The organism is uncultured Thiothrix sp., assembly GCF_937873765.1.
Classification (GTDB): domain Bacteria; phylum Pseudomonadota; class Gammaproteobacteria; order Thiotrichales; family Thiotrichaceae; genus Thiolinea.
On record NZ_CALMZC010000042.1, the window covers coordinates 11,967 to 29,169 of the forward strand.

Below are 17,203 nucleotides of genomic sequence, written 5' to 3' on the forward strand. Positions count from 1 at the left end.
TTAATCTCACACGTCCAGTACGATACGAACTGGATTTTCTACCAATTCTTTAATGGTCTTGAGGAAAGTTACCGCCCCCTGACCGTCTACAATCCGATGGTCATAAGACAAGGCGACATACATCATCGGGCGAATCACAATTTCATCATTGACAACGACAGGACGTTTTTGAGTCGCATGCATCCCCAAGATCGCGCTTTGAGGAGGGTTAAGAATTGGGGTTGACATTAGCGACCCAAAAACGCCCCCGTTGGTAATCGTGAAAGTACCGCCTGATAAGTCAGACATGTCTAATTTGCCAGCCTTCGCTTTCTTTGCGAAATTGACGATACTGGTTTCAATATCAGCAAGGCCAAGGTGTTCGGCGCTACGTAAAACCGGAACGACTAAGCCACGCTCAGAAGAAACTGCAATCCCTACGTCACAGTAGTTGTGATAAACCACATCATTGCCATCAATGAACGCATTGATTTCAGGGAAGCGTTGTAAAGCAATGGTTGCTGCTTTAACGAAAATCGACATGAAGCCTAAACGAGCGCCATGTTTCTTCTCGAAAGCATCTTTGTATTCGTTACGAATATCCATGATGGGCTGCATGTCGATTTCATTGAAAGTCGTCAACATAGCAGTTGATTGCTTCGCTTCTAATAAACGCTCAGCAATACGTGCACGCAGACGAGTCATGGCAACACGATTCTCTGCACGATCACCCGTTGAAACAACTGGCGCTTTTGGTGCAGTAGGTGCTGGAGCCGCAGCGGCCGGCGCTGGTGCGGCTGGTTTGGCAGCAGGGACATCTTCTTTCAGAATACGGCCGTCTTTGCCAGAGCCATTGATATCAGAGCGATTAACCCCGGCCTCATCCATAGCTTTACGTGCTGCAGGGCCAGCTTTAGCTTCAGCAGCGGCAGGTGCAGCGGCTTGTGGTACGGCCGCCTCAGGAGCAGGAGCAGATGGAGTAGCGGCAGCACCCGCTTCAATTTTACCTAAGAGCTGACCGCTAGTAACTGTTGAACCTTCAGGTTGGGTAATTTCAGCTAAAACACCCGCTACTGCAGCAGGAACTTCTAATACAACCTTATCCGTTTCAACCTCAACCAGAACTTCGTCTAGCTTAACCGCATCACCCACTTTTTTGTGCCAGGTAACAACGGTCGCATCAGCAACAGACTCAGGCAATACTGGGGTTAAAATTTCACTACTCATCCTGTCCTCATCCTCTATCGGTTCGTTTGGCGGTTATGTGGTTTTGATAAACCATCTGGTAATGATAGTGACTGTTTTTAGAGCATTCTGTCCATGAATTAGCAAACATGTTCACGGTAAGGTAGTCACAGAAAAATCTAGATTTAGATTCGATGACTGACTCCTAAAACCAGCCCTCACAAGAAGATTGTCGACATTATACGCCCGAACTTAACACTGTCAAATCAAACAGGCTTTTATTGTCGACAAAACAACAGGATTTGCTAAAAAGCAGCGAGAATGGGGATTTACTTTAGAGGAAACGAGGATTTAGTTGAGGATAAGCAAACTACTCTCTACATAAACAAGTAGAGAGTAAGCTTGATGGTTGAAAGAGTAGGCTAAAAACCCATAAATTCAGTTGATGAAGTACTTAACTAAACATCCCTTTCAACATGAAGAAAAAGAGTATGGATAGTATAGCGCCTGCTGGCAAAGTAACAACCCACGACATAAAAATATTACCGACGATGCGCATGTCAATCGCTGCAATCCCACGTGCGAAGCCAACTCCTAAGATAGCACCGACCAAAGTGTGTGTGGTAGAAATTGGCAAACCAGTATAAGAAGCCACTACGACTGTTGAGGCGGTTGCAAACTCAGCTGAAAAACCACGTGTAGGGGTTAATTCAGTAATTTTCTTGCCAACAGTCATCATCACTTGATAGCCAAAAGTTGCCAAGCCCAATACAATCCCAACAGCGCCCACCAGCAACACCCAACCCGGCACGGCTGATTTGGCAGCTAACTGTCCGCCTTCATTGACCATACTAATAATAGCTGACATAGGCCCTACTGCATTCGCCACATCATTGGAACCGTGTGCAAAGGCCATCGCTGAAGCGGTAAAGATCATTAACACACCGAAAATTTTCTCTACACTAGCAAAATGGAAGGTTTTATCAGCTTGCTCATCAATAGCGACTTTCTTAATTAAGATCGCTCCTACTAAGGCCAGTACTACCCCTACACCTATAGCTATAAATATTTCTAAACCTTGTGGAATATTCAACCCAACATGAGCCAAACCTTTTTGTACGGTCACTAAAGATAAAATGAAACCAACAGCAAATAGATAATAAGGACCATAACGACGTGCATTTTTGAGAGGGTCTCTAGTATCTAAGACCAGCTTATGAATACTGGTAAAGACCAAAAAGGCTAAGACACCCGCAATGAATGGGGAAAAAACCCAGCTAGTAGCAATATTTAAAACTGACCCCCAGCTCACTGCATCAGTGCCAACACCCACTGCAGCAAAACCTACAATCGCACCCACAATACTGTGAGTAGTCGAAACCGGCCAACCTTGGAAAGAAGCTACAGTTAACCAGATACCGGCAGATAATAAAGAAGCCAACATTCCCCAGACTAAATACTCAGGATGATCATCAAAAGCCTCCACTGAGACAATGCCGCTACGGATCGTATTGGTAACCTCACCACCTGCCAGATAGGCACCGGCAAACTCAAAAATTGCTGCAATTATCAAAGCTTGTTTAATCGTTAGCGCTCGCGATCCAACAGAGGTTGCCATCGCATTGGCTACATCATTAGCTCCTATTCCCCAAGCCATGAAGATACCGAAAGCGCCCGCTAAAAAAATATAAACCGTATTAACATCACTAAGCCATGCCATCATTTTGTTTAACTCCTTAGCGTGCCAGCATTAATTGCAGTCGAGTACCTACGCGTTGCGCATCATCCGCAACCCGTCCAGTCCACTCAATTAAACGATAAGTAAACATGACATCAGTGGCTCGCAAGCTATCTTCTAACTCAAATAAGATATTGCGTAACTCAACCTGCTTGCGGTCAGTGGTTTGCTCAATGCGGCCTAATTCCTTAATCATCTCCTCGACACGCTCAACCTCTAAACCACGGAAACCTGTTTCTACTAAGGAATCCAACTCACCAATCACGATCAGTGCTTGCTCAACAGCCTTCACAGTCTGAGTTGTATATTTAAGAAACAACTCACGCATGTTTTCAGGTAATTGCATTTTGCGCCCGACTACTAAACCAGCAATGTCTTTCGCTTGGTTAATAACCGCATCCTGCATCATCAACACATCCAAGAGGTCGCGCCGATCCACAGGCATAAATAAACCTTTGGGTAACTGATGGCGTAAAGCATGTTTCATATCATCAGCTTCATGCTCCGCTTGTACGATAGCTTGTTGCTCTGCTTTTACCTGTTCAAGATCACCTGCATTCATAGCCTCCACCAGTGGGATTAGATGTTGCACACCTGTGCACACTTTCTGCATGTGTTCTTGTAAGGGGCGGATAGGAGAATGGCCGAATAGGCCTGACATATAATTGGATATAGCCATAAAGATCACCCTTGGGTCTGTGTGGGATTAATGGCGAGTGATTATGAACACTGTGAAGCTTTTATGAAAGTTTTATGAATATATGAAATGTGTGCCGCATCTACCGCATCTATTTGAGTATAGATTCAGAGTGCAACACTCAAGCTACTCGACACTGCTCCTTCGCTCATATGACAACCAAAGTATTTAGCACGTTCAAGAACTTGGCTAGCCCAATTTTGGTGAGTACTTGGCTCGCACATAGCGCCATTGAATTGAAAAACCGCAGGCACATTGTTAGTTAAAATTTTTTTTGCCGCTAAATAATCATTCTGAGTGACTTTTAAGGCTTGATGGATAATCGGGATTTGACTGGGGTGAATCACTGTTTTCCCTACCAAACCATGTAGTAAATCTCGCTTAAATTCAGCCTTAAGCACTTGGTGATCACGAAAGCTTTCAAAGACAGGAGCCGTTAAACGAAAACCTGCTGGTATGAATTGCGCGATCAACATCCCTATGACATAAGCTAAAGGCCCATCATACAAGGTATGTTGTGGATCCGTCCGAAGCTGTAAACAGGCTAATAAATCATTGCCTCCAATACGCAACACCAAAATACGCGACTTTAAGCCTGCCTGCTGTAAGCGCAAACGCAACTCACGCACTGCATGAGCATCTAAAATTTGAGCGGTTTCCAAAGTCGGCATAAAGCAAAAACTAGTAGGTGCCGCCTCGATTACTCGTTGCCAATCTGGAAATGAATCATGATCAAACTTTGGTAAAACCAAACCATCTAATACACAAATACACTTTTCTTGTAGAAGATTCAAAGCCATTTGCGGATGACGGGGACGAACAAATACTAAAGGCTTAACTCGGCGCTCAGTATGATAAAGCACCTCTAAACAAGCGTATAAGTTGACTAAAGCCGCCTCAACCTCATGTTCAGCAATTGCATCTTCTAAACAAATCACCAAAGAACGTAAATCAGGAATCTTTTGTTCCAATATGACCTCAAGCAAATCAGAACGAGTTGCTGGCATATATAAAGTGGCACCTAATTGGTAAGGTGATAGTTTGTTATTCATATAGTTCTTTTTATAATAGTGACAGCGCGATAAGGTGCTATGCGGTCTCCAACCACATTCAGAGCAATACCTCGTTGCTTAGCTAGATAGCTTAATAAACGAAGGTTTGGATCCTGCGAAGACTGAACTAATATGGCATCGGGTAAGCGACGCATGACCGCACGGGTTGCTTCAGCAATACCAGGTTTCAGCAAGTTTAGGTTTTTAATAGCATAATCTGTAATAACTTGCTGTAAGGCTACTTCGGCTTGTCCAGCTAAATTGTGACGTACTTCAGAAGTCCACGCTAATGGGGAAATCGGTGGCAATTGGGCATATTCAGCTTCAATGCTTGCAATAAACTCCTTACTGACATCATGCTCAGTCAAATGCTGATAGAACATACACTGATGCCAACCAGCATCTGATGGCCAGATTGAGCGTGAGACTAAGCCAGAAATGGTCGAACCCAGAATACCGAAGGGAATCAACCAATCATCACCTGAAGCAGCTAACCATGAACGACCAGTAGGGTCAGATAAACTCACAAAAGGAATTTCTCGCTGCGGATAGCGTTGAGCTAGAGAAGCTGTGAGCTGAGTAAAAATCGCCCCCTTCCCCACCCAACCATCTAAAAAGACTAGATGTTCAAATGTATGCCGAGCCTCTATCCAAGTTAGTGCACTCGCATCAATACCTCGATCACGAATAATACTGACGCCATAGTGGCAAGCATCCACGCCCATTGCGCGTAAAGTACGTACTAATAAAACCCCCAAGGGCACACCCGCACGCACAAAACTAACTAATACGACAGGCTGTTGCGGGCGATGCTCCCGAATAGCTTGAGCTAATTGCTGTACTTCCAAAGCTAAACGTTGCTTGCCGGCTTGGAGTGCTTGCCTAAACAGCTGCATATGTTCAGGCGATGGCGGCTTTTCCAAGGTTAGCATCTCGGAGTAATGCAATTGACCTGATTGAATCAACTGCTCTTTCTGTTCAACCGGAGTATCAGCTAAAACACGTAAGCGCAGTAAAAACTGAATATCATCAATGTTATAAGAACCCGAGAAGCCTTTATAATCCGTCATGCCATTGCTCTGCTAACTGACTTTTCGCCGGAAACGCTAGAAAATCACACTGCCTCATAAACTCAAAGTCAGACAAGCTATCGCCCATACCAAACACAGGTCGTCTTCCATAACTGATTTGGCATCGTTTAAGCACTTCTGCAACCGCTTGTCCCTTGCTAATGGGCAGAGGAATCAATGCTAGATTATTATCATTTTGGTGGAAATAAAAACCTTCTAAATCAAGCTGTTCTAATAATAACTGTTTCACTTGATATAAATCAGAGGCCTGTCGATTACTTTTTAGCACTGCATAGACGGCTGTGTTTTCCACACTCTCTAACCAGCCCCGTAAATCTAAACCTGCTTGCTCACCTAACTCTAAACCTTGTTTTAGCAAATGCTGGAGGCGTGCTTGATAAGGAGCTAACAGTGCTTGGGTAAGGCCATGCCATGCTGGCTCAATCTCACCTTCAGGTGTCAAAATGACCCCACCATGCAAACACACCGCGCCATGACGAAAAGGAATTTGTACACGTTGAAACGACTTAATCCCCCTTGCAGTCACAGGCATGACTATCATGTGCTCTAAAGCCCAGTGGATGAACTCATGCTGCCACGGATAAAAGAAACTAAGTGGCTTTCCATCAGCACCCTTAGCCACTAATAGCGATGGCTCTGCGGTTGACATCTTGCGAGCTGTTTGAAACAAGGTATCATCTAAATCAGTGAGAAGAATCGGCTTCATGGATAGAACTCCACCACTTTAGCTTGTAGGCTTGCAACCAAACTAGTATCTAGCAAAGCAGGCGGTGTTTCGGTACAGAGAAAGATACGATCATAAGCACTTGGGTCGACGTTATATAAGAAATTTGCGATACCTTGCCCGTAGTTATCATGCAAGGCATAACTACGCTGAATACTATGCCCTAAAGCAATTGGTGAGCGGGTTGTTGCACTGAAATGTACCTGTGCACCTATTTGCTCTAAGGATTCTGCTAATAAAAAGGGGAGCCATACAAACTCACCAGTTCCTAAGACTAAAATACGCTCATGCGCTTGCACATCTAACTGTGCAGCCAATTCAGGTAGGGTATGGGTTTGTACACCCAAACGCCCCCAATCATATGCACAATTGGCTTGCCATGAGCCTGTGCCAACTACATCAACAGCAGGCATCTCAGGTGGTGGGGAATGATTCGCTTCCCAATGCCATTGTCCCTCTAATAAACTAGCCTGACTAGCACGTGCACCTAATTGGGCAGCCGCCTGCCCAGCTGACCAATCAGTTAAAGTAGTCACAATAATCCGCTCAAAAGAATCTTTGCCCTTTTCCTGTAAAGCTGTGACTAAATTAGCAAAGGTTTTACCGGTTGAAGCCTCATCATCAACTAGCACTAAAGAACGTCCCATTTTCAACAACTCTTGATGAGAAACTGCTTGAGGATAATGTAAGACTTGCTGAGTAGCATGACTATGCTCTTCGCGAAACTCTAAAAAAATAGGAGCGGGCAAAGGATGGCGAGTAGTACACAAATATAAAGTGTCATTCCGTGTTCGACTTAAAGCTTGTTGTATTCCTGCACCTAAAGCGACCGCTGTTTCTGCCATGCCGATCACCACTACTGGCCCTGGTAAATCAAGTGGAATACGTGCAGCCAAAGCATTCATAGCCGCCCGCATCTGTGAGGGAGCTACTGGAATGTGCCGTCCAAGCACTTTAGAAACAAATAAAAAAGCACGCTTAGGATTACGACGTTGTGCAAACCCAAACAAATCATCAGCTTGATAATCACTCACAGGTGGAGCTAAAGACAAAGTAAGCGTGCCAGTCTGTAATTTCACACTTAAAGCCATGAACTCCCCTATTTTTTGGAAACAAACTATGGTTAATATTAAAATTTGCGCTAAGTATAGCAGGCCTATCTATAAATTTAGCTAATAATTAAGCAGCACACTCAACTCGCCAAATAGCCTGCTGTGTTTGCGTAACAATTTGTGCTGCTGTCAACACAGGCGCTCTCTCAGCAACCTTACTATGGTTTACCTGAGCAGCATCTAGTAGAGCTATCGCTAATACACCGCGAATTGCAAAATTCATGTTCTGCGTATTGGTAAAGCTAGATGAGACCACACCTATCACCCCCCCATACTATCGAGCAAAGGGCTGCCACTAGAGCCGGGTTGGATAGGTGCAGTAAACTGCAATAAACGCACATCATTATGTGCCCCAAATAAACCCGAAATCACACCTTGAGTGACTTGCACCCCACTCCCCATAAGGCTAGCTAATGGATAACCCAAGGTTGTAATAGCTTCAGCCAATTGCACTTGTGTCTGACGGAATGGTAAAGGCATGAGCGGCAGATTGGTATTTACCCGGACTAAAGCAAGATCATTCGTGCTATCACTGATCATCACTTCGCCTAGCATTTTACCTTGCATAGAACTTAGTTGGATCTGCGAGGCTCCCTCGACTACATGTGCATTGGTCATAAATACTTGCGGGGCAACTAAGAAGGCTGAACCTGTCCAGGTATCAGGGTTCTGCCGACTGGAATCAGGATGATTATCCCCTGCTAGAAATGGGGAGCGCTCATCAATCTCTCGTCCCATACGTCGGCCTAAAGCGGCTAAACCATAAGCAGACGTTTCCGCTAAGGCTCTGACCTTCCACTTTCCCTGCCTTAAGTAAAACTCAGCCACAATCATGGCAGAGGCTGTCTCAGTCATTAAGGATAAACTATGCTGAAACACATTCGGCAAGCTCAGTGTAAGATCTCCGCCTAAATCCAAAGGCCCCAAAGCACCATAGCGATACAGTACTACACCTAACCTAGCAATAGTGGGGGCAGGTAAATGCTTTATTTTTAAACTCAGGCCATAGCCACAAGCATCATTATCGAGGGTGGTGGTCATCCAAGCTGGATCGGGTAGGTGACCTAATTGGGCAGGCACGACTAACTGTCTAGCTTCATTTAGTGGTAAGACTGCGATTCCAATATCATGTTTAATAGGCCGACTAAAACGCAAACTTAAAGACCAGTAGTCACCTTCTAAGGCCAAATTAGCGCCTATTGATAAATTTATCATTATGTTTATACCTACCACTATAAAGTGTATTTGATCATAGCAAGAAGCCACTGAGTTTGATAAAGTTTACGCCTAACGTGAGCAATGGGTGGGCACTTCACTTAAATACGCTTGTATTAGGATTTGCTTAAATAAATCACAATAAACATACAACTCAACTTCTTGCGAACTACCAAACATGTACCCTTTACTTCAAATAACTCATCACTCACTCAAGGCTGTTTGAAAACTTAGCTGCATTCAAGCTAGGTTTTGATTAAAAATTGGAGTTCTCAAAAAGTACTCGTCATTCATTGACATCAAGCAGGACACATTATGCGTATTTGGTTCAATAAAACATTCTCCAGTATTAGCTCTATTTTTTATAATCTGCGCCAAGCTAAGGATGTAGGTCAGCTCACTATTATTGCTAGTCATACCAACGCTTATGCTCCTGCTTTAGGCGCAGCTCACGAAGCTTATGTTGAGCCTAGTGGATTAGTCGGTGCAGCCTATTTAGGCTGGTGCTTGAAGTTTTGCCAAGAACAGCGAATCGATCTGTTTTGGGTAGCGAAAGAAGCTCGTTACTTAAGCAACCATAAAGAAAAATTTGCACAGATAGGTACTAAACTATTAGTAGTGGCTACTTCAGAAGTTTTAGGCCTATTAAATAATAAAGGCGTATTTTATCGCAGCCTACCTCCCGAAGTTGCGCTGACTATGGAGAATATTAGTGTGCGCACTAAGGAGGAGTTTGATCAAGCAGTTGCTGAGCTTTCTCAGCGCCATGCTAGCCTTTGTGTCAAACCTGCTGTTTCTATTTATGGCTTGGGCTTTCGTATTTTGGATACCACTCAAGCCAGCATTACTCACCTACTTCAAGGGATTGAATATCAAATTCCTTTAGACGAACTCCGAGCTGGCATGGAGAAAACACCCGTATTTCCCGAGCTATTAATCATGGAAAATTTAAATGGTCACGAATGGAGCGTAGACTGTGTCGGGCGTCAAGGTCAGCTAATCTGTGCTATCCAGCGCCGTAAATTAGCCAAAGGCTTAGGCCAAGTAATTGATAATGATGCTGAAATTCAAGGTATGGTAGAACGCCTTACTCTGCATTTTCAGTTGAATGGTATTTTTAACATCCAATTTAAATTGGGCGCTCAGGGGCCTAGGTTATTAGAAATTAATGCTCGACCTTCAGGTGGCATTGGTATGGCCTGCTTGGCTGGCGTCAACCTAGCAGAGTTAGTTTTGAAAAGCTTAGAGTCTGAAGTGGTAGCTGTGCCGCCCATTCAGTATGGAAGACGAGTATCTGAACTGAATGCCCCAGTCCTATTAGAGGCTGCCAGTTAACTCAACTTTAAGTCGGATTTATTTTTTACAACCGCTTTATTAAGTCAATATAACTATTTAATAAACTTCTTAATAAACTAAAAATGGAGGCGATGATGGCTGTTAGTTTAAGTAAAGGGCAACGTATTACCCTAGAAAAACAAGGTGGCAGTACCTTAACTAAAGTACGTATGGGTCTAGGTTGGGACCCCATTAAGAAAAAAGGTGGCTTATTTGGTAGCTTACTGGGTGGTGGCGGTGGAGATATTGATTTAGATGCCTCGTGCTTACTCTTAGATGCACAAAAAAACCTGTTAGATGTAGTTTGGTTCCGTCAATTACAAAGCAGGGATAATTCAATTACACACTCTGGAGATAATCGTACAGGTGAAGGCTCTGGTGATGATGAAGTTATTTATGTTGATTTAACTCGTATCCCCAATAGCGTTGCGCATTTAGCTTTTACTGTCTGCTCCTTCCGTGGACAAACCTTTAATGAAGTCGAAAACGCTTTTTGCCGCCTAATTGATGATAGCAATAATACTGAACTCGCTCGCTTCAATCTCTCTGATAAAGGTTCTCATACTGGCGTAGTGATGGCGATTATTAGTCGCAGCGGTACCAGCTGGCAAATGAAAGCTGTTGGTACACCCACAGCGGGAGCGATTGCGAATGATATGATGCCTGCAGTCATAGCTGCCATCTAGGAGCATTAACATGTCTATTACTCAATTAGTGGCGGGTGCCAATTGCGCTATTCCTAAAGAACTGCTGAAGGTAGAAGTTCAATTAACGCCATACCAGTTAAATGGTGTAGAAGTTGACATCTCTGCTTTTCTCTTAGCTAGCAATGGCAAAGTGCGGGGTGATGAGGACATGGTGTTTTATGGGCAACCCAGCCCCGGTAATGGTAGTGTTGCTTTAACGAGTAATACCGCAGGGCAAGCAAGCTTCAATGTTAATTTACCTGCCTTGAATCACCTTACTGAAAAAATTGCCTTTACCGCCACGATCCATGAAAACCGTCAATCCTTTGGCGCTTTTCAAAGTGTAAAGGTAACGGTCAAATCTGCTACGGCTACTTTGCTGGAAGCCAATATCAGTACGAATGGCATGATTGAGTCCGCTCTAATCTTAGGCGAAATCTATTTACGCCAAGGGCAATGGAAATTTCGCTCTGTAGCCCAAGGTTTTGCCGGTGGCTTACAACCTTTGGCTGAGCATTTTGGTGTAGAAGTGAGCAGTCCTACGCCCAGCCCTGCACCTGCACCTGCACCTGCACCTGCACCACCCAAAAAACCTGTTTCTTTAAATAAAATCACCCTTGATAAATCCCGTCCGACTGTCAGCCTTGAGAAAAAGACGGAAGGGTTTGGTGAGATTCGCGTCAATTTAAACTGGAATCGCGCCTCAGCGGCACCGAAATCAGGGGGTGGTTTATTAGGTGGGCTGTTTGGTGGCAGTGCAAATAAACGCGTGGATTTAGATGTTGGTTGCTTATATGAGCAGGCAGATGGCTCTATCAGTGCTATTCAAGCTTTAGGTAATCGCTTCGGCTCTTTTCATACTGACCCTTATATCGAACTCAAGGGTGATGATAGAACGGGAGCAATTAGTGAAGGTGAATGGCTGCATATTAATGGGCAGCAATGGCAAACATTCCGACGTATCTTGATCTATGCCTTTATTTATGAGGGTGCACCCAATTGGGCACAAACTGACGGTGTAGTCACTATCTATGTTCCTAATGAAACTCCCTTAGAAATTCGCCTAACTGAAGGTAGTAATCATTTAGGCATGTGTGCGATTGTGTTATTAGAAAATGATCGTGGCACACTCAAGGTTAATCGTGAAGTTCGTTATTTCCAAGGCCATCAAGAATTAGATCGAGCCTACCATTGGGGCTTAAATTGGCGAGCAGGCTCTAAATAAAATAAATGAAAGGAGAACCAAATATGGCATTGAGTTTACAAAAAGGCGGCAATCTTTCTCTCAGTAAAACAGACCCCAGTTTAACTAAAATTTTAGTTGGCTTAGGTTGGGACGAACGCACCACTGATGGTAATAGCTTTGACCTAGATGCCAGCGCTTTCTTACTAGCAGCAGGTGATAAGGTACGTAGTGACAGCGATTTTATTTTCTACAATCAATTAAAGTCTCCTGATGGCTCTGTTGAGCATACGGGTGACAACCGCACTGGCCAAGGTGCTGGCGATGATGAATCGCTCAAAGTAGATTTAAGTAAAGTCCCTGCAGAAATCACCAAAATTGCCTTTACTGTGACGATTCATGATGCTGAAGCGCGGCGGCAAAATTTTGGTCAAGTGAGTAATGCCTTTATCCGCATCGTTAATGATTTAACGGGTGCAGAAATCGTTCGTTATGACCTAGCCGAAGATTATTCAACTGAAACCGCCATGATCTTTGGCGAGCTGTATAGATACAACAGTGAGTGGAAATTCCGCGCTGTTGGCCAAGGTTATGCAGGTGGACTTAAAGCAATGTGCGATCAGTTTGGTATTCGGATCGGTTAATTTTTAAAACTAATTAAGGAGCAACAACAATGGCAGTCAGTTTACAAAAAGGTGGCAATGTTTCTCTCTCTAAGGAAGCACCCGGTTTAACAACCATTACCGTCGGTTTAGGTTGGGATTTACGTCAAACGGATGGCACTGATTTCGACTTAGATGCCTCTATTTTCATGTTAGGTGAGAATGGTAAAGTCCTCTCAGACGACTCTTTCATTTTCTACAACAATAAAAAATCAGCTTGCGGCAATGTCGAACATCTGGGTGATAACCGCTCAGGTGCCGGTGATGGCGATGATGAACAAGTTAAAGTTAATTTAGCTGGCTTAGCTGATGCTGTTAAAAAACTAGTATTCTGTGTAACTATTCATGACGCCGAAGCGAGACGCCAAAACTTTGGTCAAGTGAGCAATGCTTATATTCGTCTCGTCAATGTAGCAGATGGCAAAGAAATTGCCCGTTATGACTTATCGGAAGATGCTAGCGTCGAAACAGCAATGCTGTTTGGTGAAATCTATCGCCATAATGCTGAATGGAAATTCAAAGCGATTGGTCAAGGCTTCGCTGGTGGCTTAGGCCCTATGGCTTCTTCTATGGGTGTTAACCTTGGTTAACAGGCTCATTTTAGACTAAGTCCTTTGTACAGGCATCTTTATAGATGCCTGTTTTTCTATGTGCTTATGGTAGTTAGCTCTCATTATGTTCCAAGATTTTAAATACTCTATTTTCGTTACTATTTTATGCGTCGGCCTAGCTATTTGGTGGGGCTTTTCCTCACCTATGGGCGTTTTGACAGCAGTTTTTCTGGTGCTGGTTTTAGGCGTTATGGAAGTAAGTTTATCTTTCGACAATGCGGTCGTGAATGCCTCCATTCTTAAGGAAATGGATGAAAAGTGGCAACAGATCTTCTTAACTGTGGGTATCCTAATCGCCGTCTTTGGGATGCGCTTAGTATTTCCTATCGTGATTGTTGCAATAGCGACAGGCTTGGGCACGATTGAAGTCATTAATATGGCTCTCAATAACCCTGAAGAGTATTCTCGTCACCTCAAAGATAGCCATGCAGGTATTGCTGCATTTGGTGGTATGTTCCTGTTACTTGTTTTTCTGGACTTTATGTTTGACAAAGACAAAGAGGTTCACTGGTTAGGTGCCTTTGAAGAAAAAATGAGTGCTTTGGGCAAGCTAGATGTGATGAGCATTTTCATCGCTTTAATAACGTTGTTCTTATTACAAGAATTTTTACCGCTTGATAAAGAAACTCGCCTCACTGTACTCGTTGCTGGTTTAGGAGGGGTGGTCTTATATATCGCAGTAAGTAGCTTGGATATCTTCTTTGAAAAAGAGGAAGAAGAGGGTGCTTCTGTCTCTGAAACCGTTAAACGGAATGGTTTGGCGGGGTTCCTATACCTAGAAGTTCTCGATGCTTCATTTTCTTTTGATGGGGTTATTGGCGCTTTCGCGATTACCAATGATGTCGTCATCATTATGTTAGGCTTAGCCATTGGTGCCATGTTTGTACGTTCAATGACAGTACATTTGGTACATAAAGGTACTTTAGATGAGTACATTTACTTAGAGCATGGAGCACATTATGGCATCGGTGCACTTGCGATTATTATGCTGTTGAGCATCCATTTCCATATCCCTGAAATCATCACTGGCTTAATTGGTGTCAGTTTCATTGTTGCATCAGTCATAGCTTCAATGAAACATAATAAAAAAGCAGTTGTTGACGCTTAAATTAAAGGAGAAAAAACCATGTCTTTCTTAGATAGTTTAAAACAAAAAGCCGGCGAAGCTCGCAGCAAACTGGCTAATGAAGTTAGTAAGTTCCGTAATCGTGAATTTATGGAAGCTTGTGTAGCAGGCTGCGCTTTAGTCGCTGCTGCTGACGGCAGTATCGACTCCGCTGAAAAGCAGAAAATGATGAAATTCATTCAACAATCAGATGAATTAAAAGTGTTTGACACCAAAGATGTCATTGCCTTTTTTAACAAAGTTGCTGAGAACTTTGAATTTGATAATGAAATTGGTAAGGCAGAAGCTTTAAAAGTGATTGGCAAACTACGCAGCAAGCCCGATGCAGCCCGCTTGATGGTACGTGTGTGTTGTGCGATTGGTAGTGCTGATGGCAATTTCGATGACAAGGAAAAGCAAATCATTCAAGCCATGTGCCGCGACCTAAACATCCCAAGTGATGACTTTGGTCTTTAAGCAGTAAGCAAGCCACTTGCCCACTTAAATTAGGTGGGCAAGTGGCTATCAGATGCTTAGACGGAAGCGATACGCTCGATCGCTTTTTCTAAATTAGACATACTGGTAGCAAAAGACATCCGGATATAACCGGGCGCACCAAAGGCAGAGCCGGGTACCATCGCCACCCCAACTTTATCCAATAAATAGCCTGATAAAGCTGTATCATCTGCCAAGCCCAAGCGTTTAATCATACCTTCAACATTCGGAAAACTATAAAAAGTACCCGCTGCAGGTAAGCAATCCACTCCCTCCATTTGATTCAGGCTAGAACAGACAAAGGCATGGCGCTTTTCAAAGGCATCGACCATAGTCCGAATAAACGATTGATCACCTGTTAAAGCGACTGTTGCTGCATACTGCGAAATCGAACTGGGGTTAGAAGTACACTGAGATTGCACATCTGACATAGCTTTAATCAAAGGCGCTGGCCCCCCTGCATAGCCAATCCGCCAGCCTGTCATCGCATAAGCCTTAGATACACCATTCAATACAATGGTGCGCTCATATAAATCCGGACAAGTCGTTAAGATATTCACAAATTGCTGATCACCAAACAAAGTATGCTCATACATGTCATCAGTAGCAATCAAGACTTGTGGATGCTTACGCAGAACTTCGCCTAAAGCAGCTAACTCAGCAGTGGTATAAGCCATACCGGTTGGATTAGACGGGCTATTCAGCACCAAAACTTTAGTGCGTGGCGTAATGGCTGCTTCTAATTTAGCCGGTGATAATTTTAAATGTTCTGCTTGGGTAGTTGGTACAATAACTGGTGTGCCATCCGCCAATAACACCATATCTGGATAAGACACCCAATACGGTGCAGGAATAATGACTTCATCACCAGCTCCTAAGAAGGCTTGGCAGAGATTATAAAAAGTCTGCTTACCACCTGAAGACACAATGATTTGTTTGGCGTTGTATTCCAAACCATTTTCATTTTTGAATTTATTAATAATCGCTTGTTTGAGCTCCGGCGTACCATCAACAGCGGTGTAACGCGTCTTACCAGTATGAATCGCTTCAATCCCTGCTTCTTGAATGTGCTTAGGGGTGTCGAAATCGGGTTCACCCACGCTCAGGCTAATAATATCGCGACCCTGAGCCTTTAATTGTGCAGCTAAAGCACTCATTGCCAGAGTGGGTGAAGGTTTAATGCGCCCGATGCGCTCTGCAAGCTGAATGTTCACTTTTTATAAATCAACCATTTACAGTTTTTAAACAATACAGCAAGCCAGCAGTGACTTGCCATCCATTTGTATGCTTATTGCGGTTTCCTATGTTAGCGCCTCAGGCTTTAGAAAAATAGCAAACTAACAGACTTTATCGGCTACTTAAGGAACAACATGCACCTTTTTAGTACTTTAATTTGGCTATTACCTTAAGGCGCTATGCTGCCATTTAACTAAAAAATTGCTAACTACTACAGCCTAGTCTTCTCTATAGAGCTTTCTAGTGAAACCGCAAGCTTAATGACCTGTATCAAGATAGTAAGCAGTTAAAACGCTTAGGATAGTTTTATTCAAAACAATCTTTACTTGAGGATCAAGGCAATGAAAACAGCATTAGTTGCAGGTTTAACCTTAATCGCAGCAGTCAGCACCCAAGCTTTTGCTTATGAGCAAGGTGATATGGTGGTACGTGTAGGGGCTGCTATGGTATACCCTGCAGGTGATGGCGCTTTAAATGGTGCTTTAGATGTAGGTAACAATACTCAGTTGGGTCTCGATGGCACCTACATGCTCAATAATCAAATAGGGATTGGCGTTTTAGCAGCGACTCCATTTAAACATGACATCACATTAAATGGTGCCAAAATCGGCTCTACTAAACATTTGCCACCAACCGTTACTGTACAATACCACTTCAATACTAACACCCAATTCCATCCTTATGTCGGTGCAGGTGTGAACTACACCCAGTTTTTCACTGAGCGTTCAAGTTTAGGTGATTTAGAACTGAAACACTCTTTCGGTCCTGCAGTTGAAGTCGGATTTGATTATGAACTTGGGAAAAACTGGGGTGCAAATCTTGGCATTTGGTATGCTGATATTGACACTAAAGCCAAACTCAATGGCGCGAAATTAGACACTGTTAAAATTGACCCAGTGGTTTATATGATCGGTGCCTCTTACAAGTTCTGATAGCTCCTAGCTGTTTTCCATTCCGCAGTACATTGCCTGTCTGTCATGGGAATGGTTCGACTAGCTGGCTTTCCGTGTTCGCTAGCTAGTCGATTTTTACGCACTACCTACCTCATAAAAAGCGAACAATAACCGTACTAGATCCCCACTTATCCGCTTAATCCC

General features: G+C 43.5%; 17 protein-coding genes. 8 read left to right on the forward strand and 9 right to left on the reverse strand.

Going from position 1 to position 17,203, the window contains the following annotated elements:
* Window positions 1-6 precede the first annotated feature (6 nt).
* The 8 genes from odhB to Q0307_RS12610 all read right to left on the reverse strand — a co-directional run bounded on the left by odhB (window position 7) and on the right by Q0307_RS12610 (window position 8,793).
* On the reverse strand, window positions 7-1,206 hold the full coding sequence (gene odhB / locus Q0307_RS12575) for a 2-oxoglutarate dehydrogenase complex dihydrolipoyllysine-residue succinyltransferase (protein WP_298661119.1): 1,200 nt from the start codon (window positions 1,204-1,206) through the stop codon (window positions 7-9).
* Window positions 1,207-1,618: 412 nt separating this feature from the next.
* Window positions 1,619-2,887 carry an inorganic phosphate transporter gene (locus Q0307_RS12580; RefSeq protein ID WP_298661121.1) on the reverse strand — a complete coding sequence of 423 codons (1,269 nt, stop codon included), beginning with the start codon at window positions 2,885-2,887 and terminating at the stop codon, window positions 1,619-1,621.
* A 13-nt stretch (window positions 2,888-2,900) separates the two neighbouring features.
* Window positions 2,901-3,581, reverse strand: coding sequence for a TIGR00153 family protein (locus tag Q0307_RS12585; protein ID WP_298661122.1), 681 nt, complete (start codon window positions 3,579-3,581; stop codon window positions 2,901-2,903).
* 125 nt (window positions 3,582-3,706) lie between these two features.
* The gene (locus Q0307_RS12590) at window positions 3,707-4,651 is read right to left on the reverse strand and encodes an HpcH/HpaI aldolase/citrate lyase family protein (protein WP_298661123.1); all 945 of its coding nucleotides are present in this window, start codon (window positions 4,649-4,651) and stop codon (window positions 3,707-3,709) included.
* Window positions 4,648-5,721 (reverse strand): cysteine protease StiP domain-containing protein, encoded by a 1,074-nt coding sequence (locus Q0307_RS12595; RefSeq protein ID WP_298661124.1) that lies wholly within the window; start codon window positions 5,719-5,721, stop codon window positions 4,648-4,650. Before Q0307_RS12595 ends, Q0307_RS12590 begins: the two co-directional genes overlap by 4 nt.
* Complete coding sequence (locus Q0307_RS12600) at window positions 5,708-6,448, reverse strand: hypothetical protein (protein ID WP_298661125.1); 741 nt, start codon at window positions 6,446-6,448, stop codon at window positions 5,708-5,710. Before Q0307_RS12600 ends, Q0307_RS12595 begins: the two co-directional genes overlap by 14 nt.
* Entirely contained in the window at window positions 6,445-7,557 is a 1,113-nt protein-coding gene (locus tag Q0307_RS12605) for a phosphoribosyltransferase domain-containing protein (protein WP_298661127.1), read from the reverse strand. Before Q0307_RS12605 ends, Q0307_RS12600 begins: the two co-directional genes overlap by 4 nt.
* Window positions 7,558-7,839: 282 nt before the next feature.
* Entirely contained in the window at window positions 7,840-8,793 is a 954-nt protein-coding gene (locus Q0307_RS12610) for a trypsin-like peptidase domain-containing protein (protein ID WP_298661129.1), read from the reverse strand.
* A 315-nt stretch (window positions 8,794-9,108) separates the two neighbouring features.
* On the opposite strand from Q0307_RS12610, the gene Q0307_RS12615 reads away from it, so the two are divergent.
* From Q0307_RS12615 to Q0307_RS12645, 7 genes are all read left to right on the forward strand, one after another.
* Entirely contained in the window at window positions 9,109-10,128 is a 1,020-nt protein-coding gene (locus Q0307_RS12615; RefSeq protein ID WP_298661130.1) for an ATP-grasp domain-containing protein, read from the forward strand.
* Between the two features lie 92 nt (window positions 10,129-10,220).
* Window positions 10,221-10,814: a TerD family protein gene (locus Q0307_RS12620; protein WP_298661132.1), complete on the forward strand. Its 594-nt coding sequence runs from the start codon at window positions 10,221-10,223 to the stop codon at window positions 10,812-10,814.
* Between the two features lie 10 nt (window positions 10,815-10,824).
* A complete protein-coding gene (locus Q0307_RS12625) occupies window positions 10,825-12,039 on the forward strand; it encodes a TerD family protein (protein WP_298661134.1) in 1,215 nt (404 codons plus the stop codon).
* A gap of 23 nt (window positions 12,040-12,062) precedes the next feature.
* Window positions 12,063-12,641 carry a TerD family protein gene (locus Q0307_RS12630; protein ID WP_298661135.1) on the forward strand — a complete coding sequence of 193 codons (579 nt, stop codon included), beginning with the start codon at window positions 12,063-12,065 and terminating at the stop codon, window positions 12,639-12,641.
* Between the two features lie 29 nt (window positions 12,642-12,670).
* Window positions 12,671-13,249 (forward strand): TerD family protein, encoded by a 579-nt coding sequence (locus tag Q0307_RS12635; RefSeq protein ID WP_298661136.1) that lies wholly within the window; start codon window positions 12,671-12,673, stop codon window positions 13,247-13,249.
* Window positions 13,250-13,334: 85 nt separating this feature from the next.
* Window positions 13,335-14,378: a DUF475 domain-containing protein gene (locus tag Q0307_RS12640; protein WP_298661137.1), complete on the forward strand. Its 1,044-nt coding sequence runs from the start codon at window positions 13,335-13,337 to the stop codon at window positions 14,376-14,378.
* Between the two features lie 18 nt (window positions 14,379-14,396).
* Window positions 14,397-14,852: a tellurite resistance TerB family protein gene (locus Q0307_RS12645; RefSeq protein WP_298661138.1), complete on the forward strand. Its 456-nt coding sequence runs from the start codon at window positions 14,397-14,399 to the stop codon at window positions 14,850-14,852.
* Between the two features lie 56 nt (window positions 14,853-14,908).
* Here Q0307_RS12645 and Q0307_RS12650 read toward each other — a convergent pair whose 3' ends face one another.
* On the reverse strand, window positions 14,909-16,084 hold the full coding sequence (locus Q0307_RS12650; RefSeq protein WP_298661139.1) for a pyridoxal phosphate-dependent aminotransferase: 1,176 nt from the start codon (window positions 16,082-16,084) through the stop codon (window positions 14,909-14,911).
* 363 nt (window positions 16,085-16,447) lie between these two features.
* On the opposite strand from Q0307_RS12650, the gene Q0307_RS12655 reads away from it, so the two are divergent.
* The gene (locus Q0307_RS12655; protein ID WP_298661140.1) at window positions 16,448-17,038 is read left to right on the forward strand and encodes an OmpW family outer membrane protein; all 591 of its coding nucleotides are present in this window, start codon (window positions 16,448-16,450) and stop codon (window positions 17,036-17,038) included.
* Window positions 17,039-17,203: the final 165 nt, after the last annotated feature.

Bases quoted from the DNA above. Each gene is read 5' to 3' on its own strand.
- Q0307_RS12640 (WP_298661137.1), top strand. From the start codon at position 13,335: ATGTTCCAAGATTTTAAATACTCTATTTTCGTTACTATTTTATGCGTC.
- Q0307_RS12620 (WP_298661132.1), top strand. From the start codon at position 10,221: ATGATGGCTGTTAGTTTAAGTAAAGGGCAACGTATTACCCTAGAAAAA.
- Q0307_RS12630 (WP_298661135.1), top strand. From the start codon at position 12,063: ATGGCATTGAGTTTACAAAAAGGCGGCAATCTTTCTCTCAGTAAAACA.
- Q0307_RS12655 (WP_298661140.1), top strand. From the start codon at position 16,448: ATGAAAACAGCATTAGTTGCAGGTTTAACCTTAATCGCAGCAGTCAGC.
- Q0307_RS12595 (WP_298661124.1), bottom strand. From the start codon at position 5,721: ATGACGGATTATAAAGGCTTCTCGGGTTCTTATAACATTGATGATATT.
- Q0307_RS12625 (WP_298661134.1), top strand. From the start codon at position 10,825: ATGTCTATTACTCAATTAGTGGCGGGTGCCAATTGCGCTATTCCTAAA.
- Q0307_RS12605 (WP_298661127.1), bottom strand. From the start codon at position 7,557: ATGGCTTTAAGTGTGAAATTACAGACTGGCACGCTTACTTTGTCTTTA.
- Q0307_RS12635 (WP_298661136.1), top strand. From the start codon at position 12,671: ATGGCAGTCAGTTTACAAAAAGGTGGCAATGTTTCTCTCTCTAAGGAA.
- Q0307_RS12580 (WP_298661121.1), bottom strand. From the start codon at position 2,887: ATGATGGCATGGCTTAGTGATGTTAATACGGTTTATATTTTTTTAGCG.
- Q0307_RS12585 (WP_298661122.1), bottom strand. From the start codon at position 3,581: ATGGCTATATCCAATTATATGTCAGGCCTATTCGGCCATTCTCCTATC.
- odhB (WP_298661119.1), bottom strand. From the start codon at position 1,206: ATGAGTAGTGAAATTTTAACCCCAGTATTGCCTGAGTCTGTTGCTGAT.
- Q0307_RS12600 (WP_298661125.1), bottom strand. From the start codon at position 6,448: ATGAAGCCGATTCTTCTCACTGATTTAGATGATACCTTGTTTCAAACA.
- Q0307_RS12610 (WP_298661129.1), bottom strand. From the start codon at position 8,793: ATGATAAATTTATCAATAGGCGCTAATTTGGCCTTAGAAGGTGACTAC.
- Q0307_RS12645 (WP_298661138.1), top strand. From the start codon at position 14,397: ATGTCTTTCTTAGATAGTTTAAAACAAAAAGCCGGCGAAGCTCGCAGC.
- Q0307_RS12590 (WP_298661123.1), bottom strand. From the start codon at position 4,651: ATGAATAACAAACTATCACCTTACCAATTAGGTGCCACTTTATATATG.
- Q0307_RS12615 (WP_298661130.1), top strand. From the start codon at position 9,109: ATGCGTATTTGGTTCAATAAAACATTCTCCAGTATTAGCTCTATTTTT.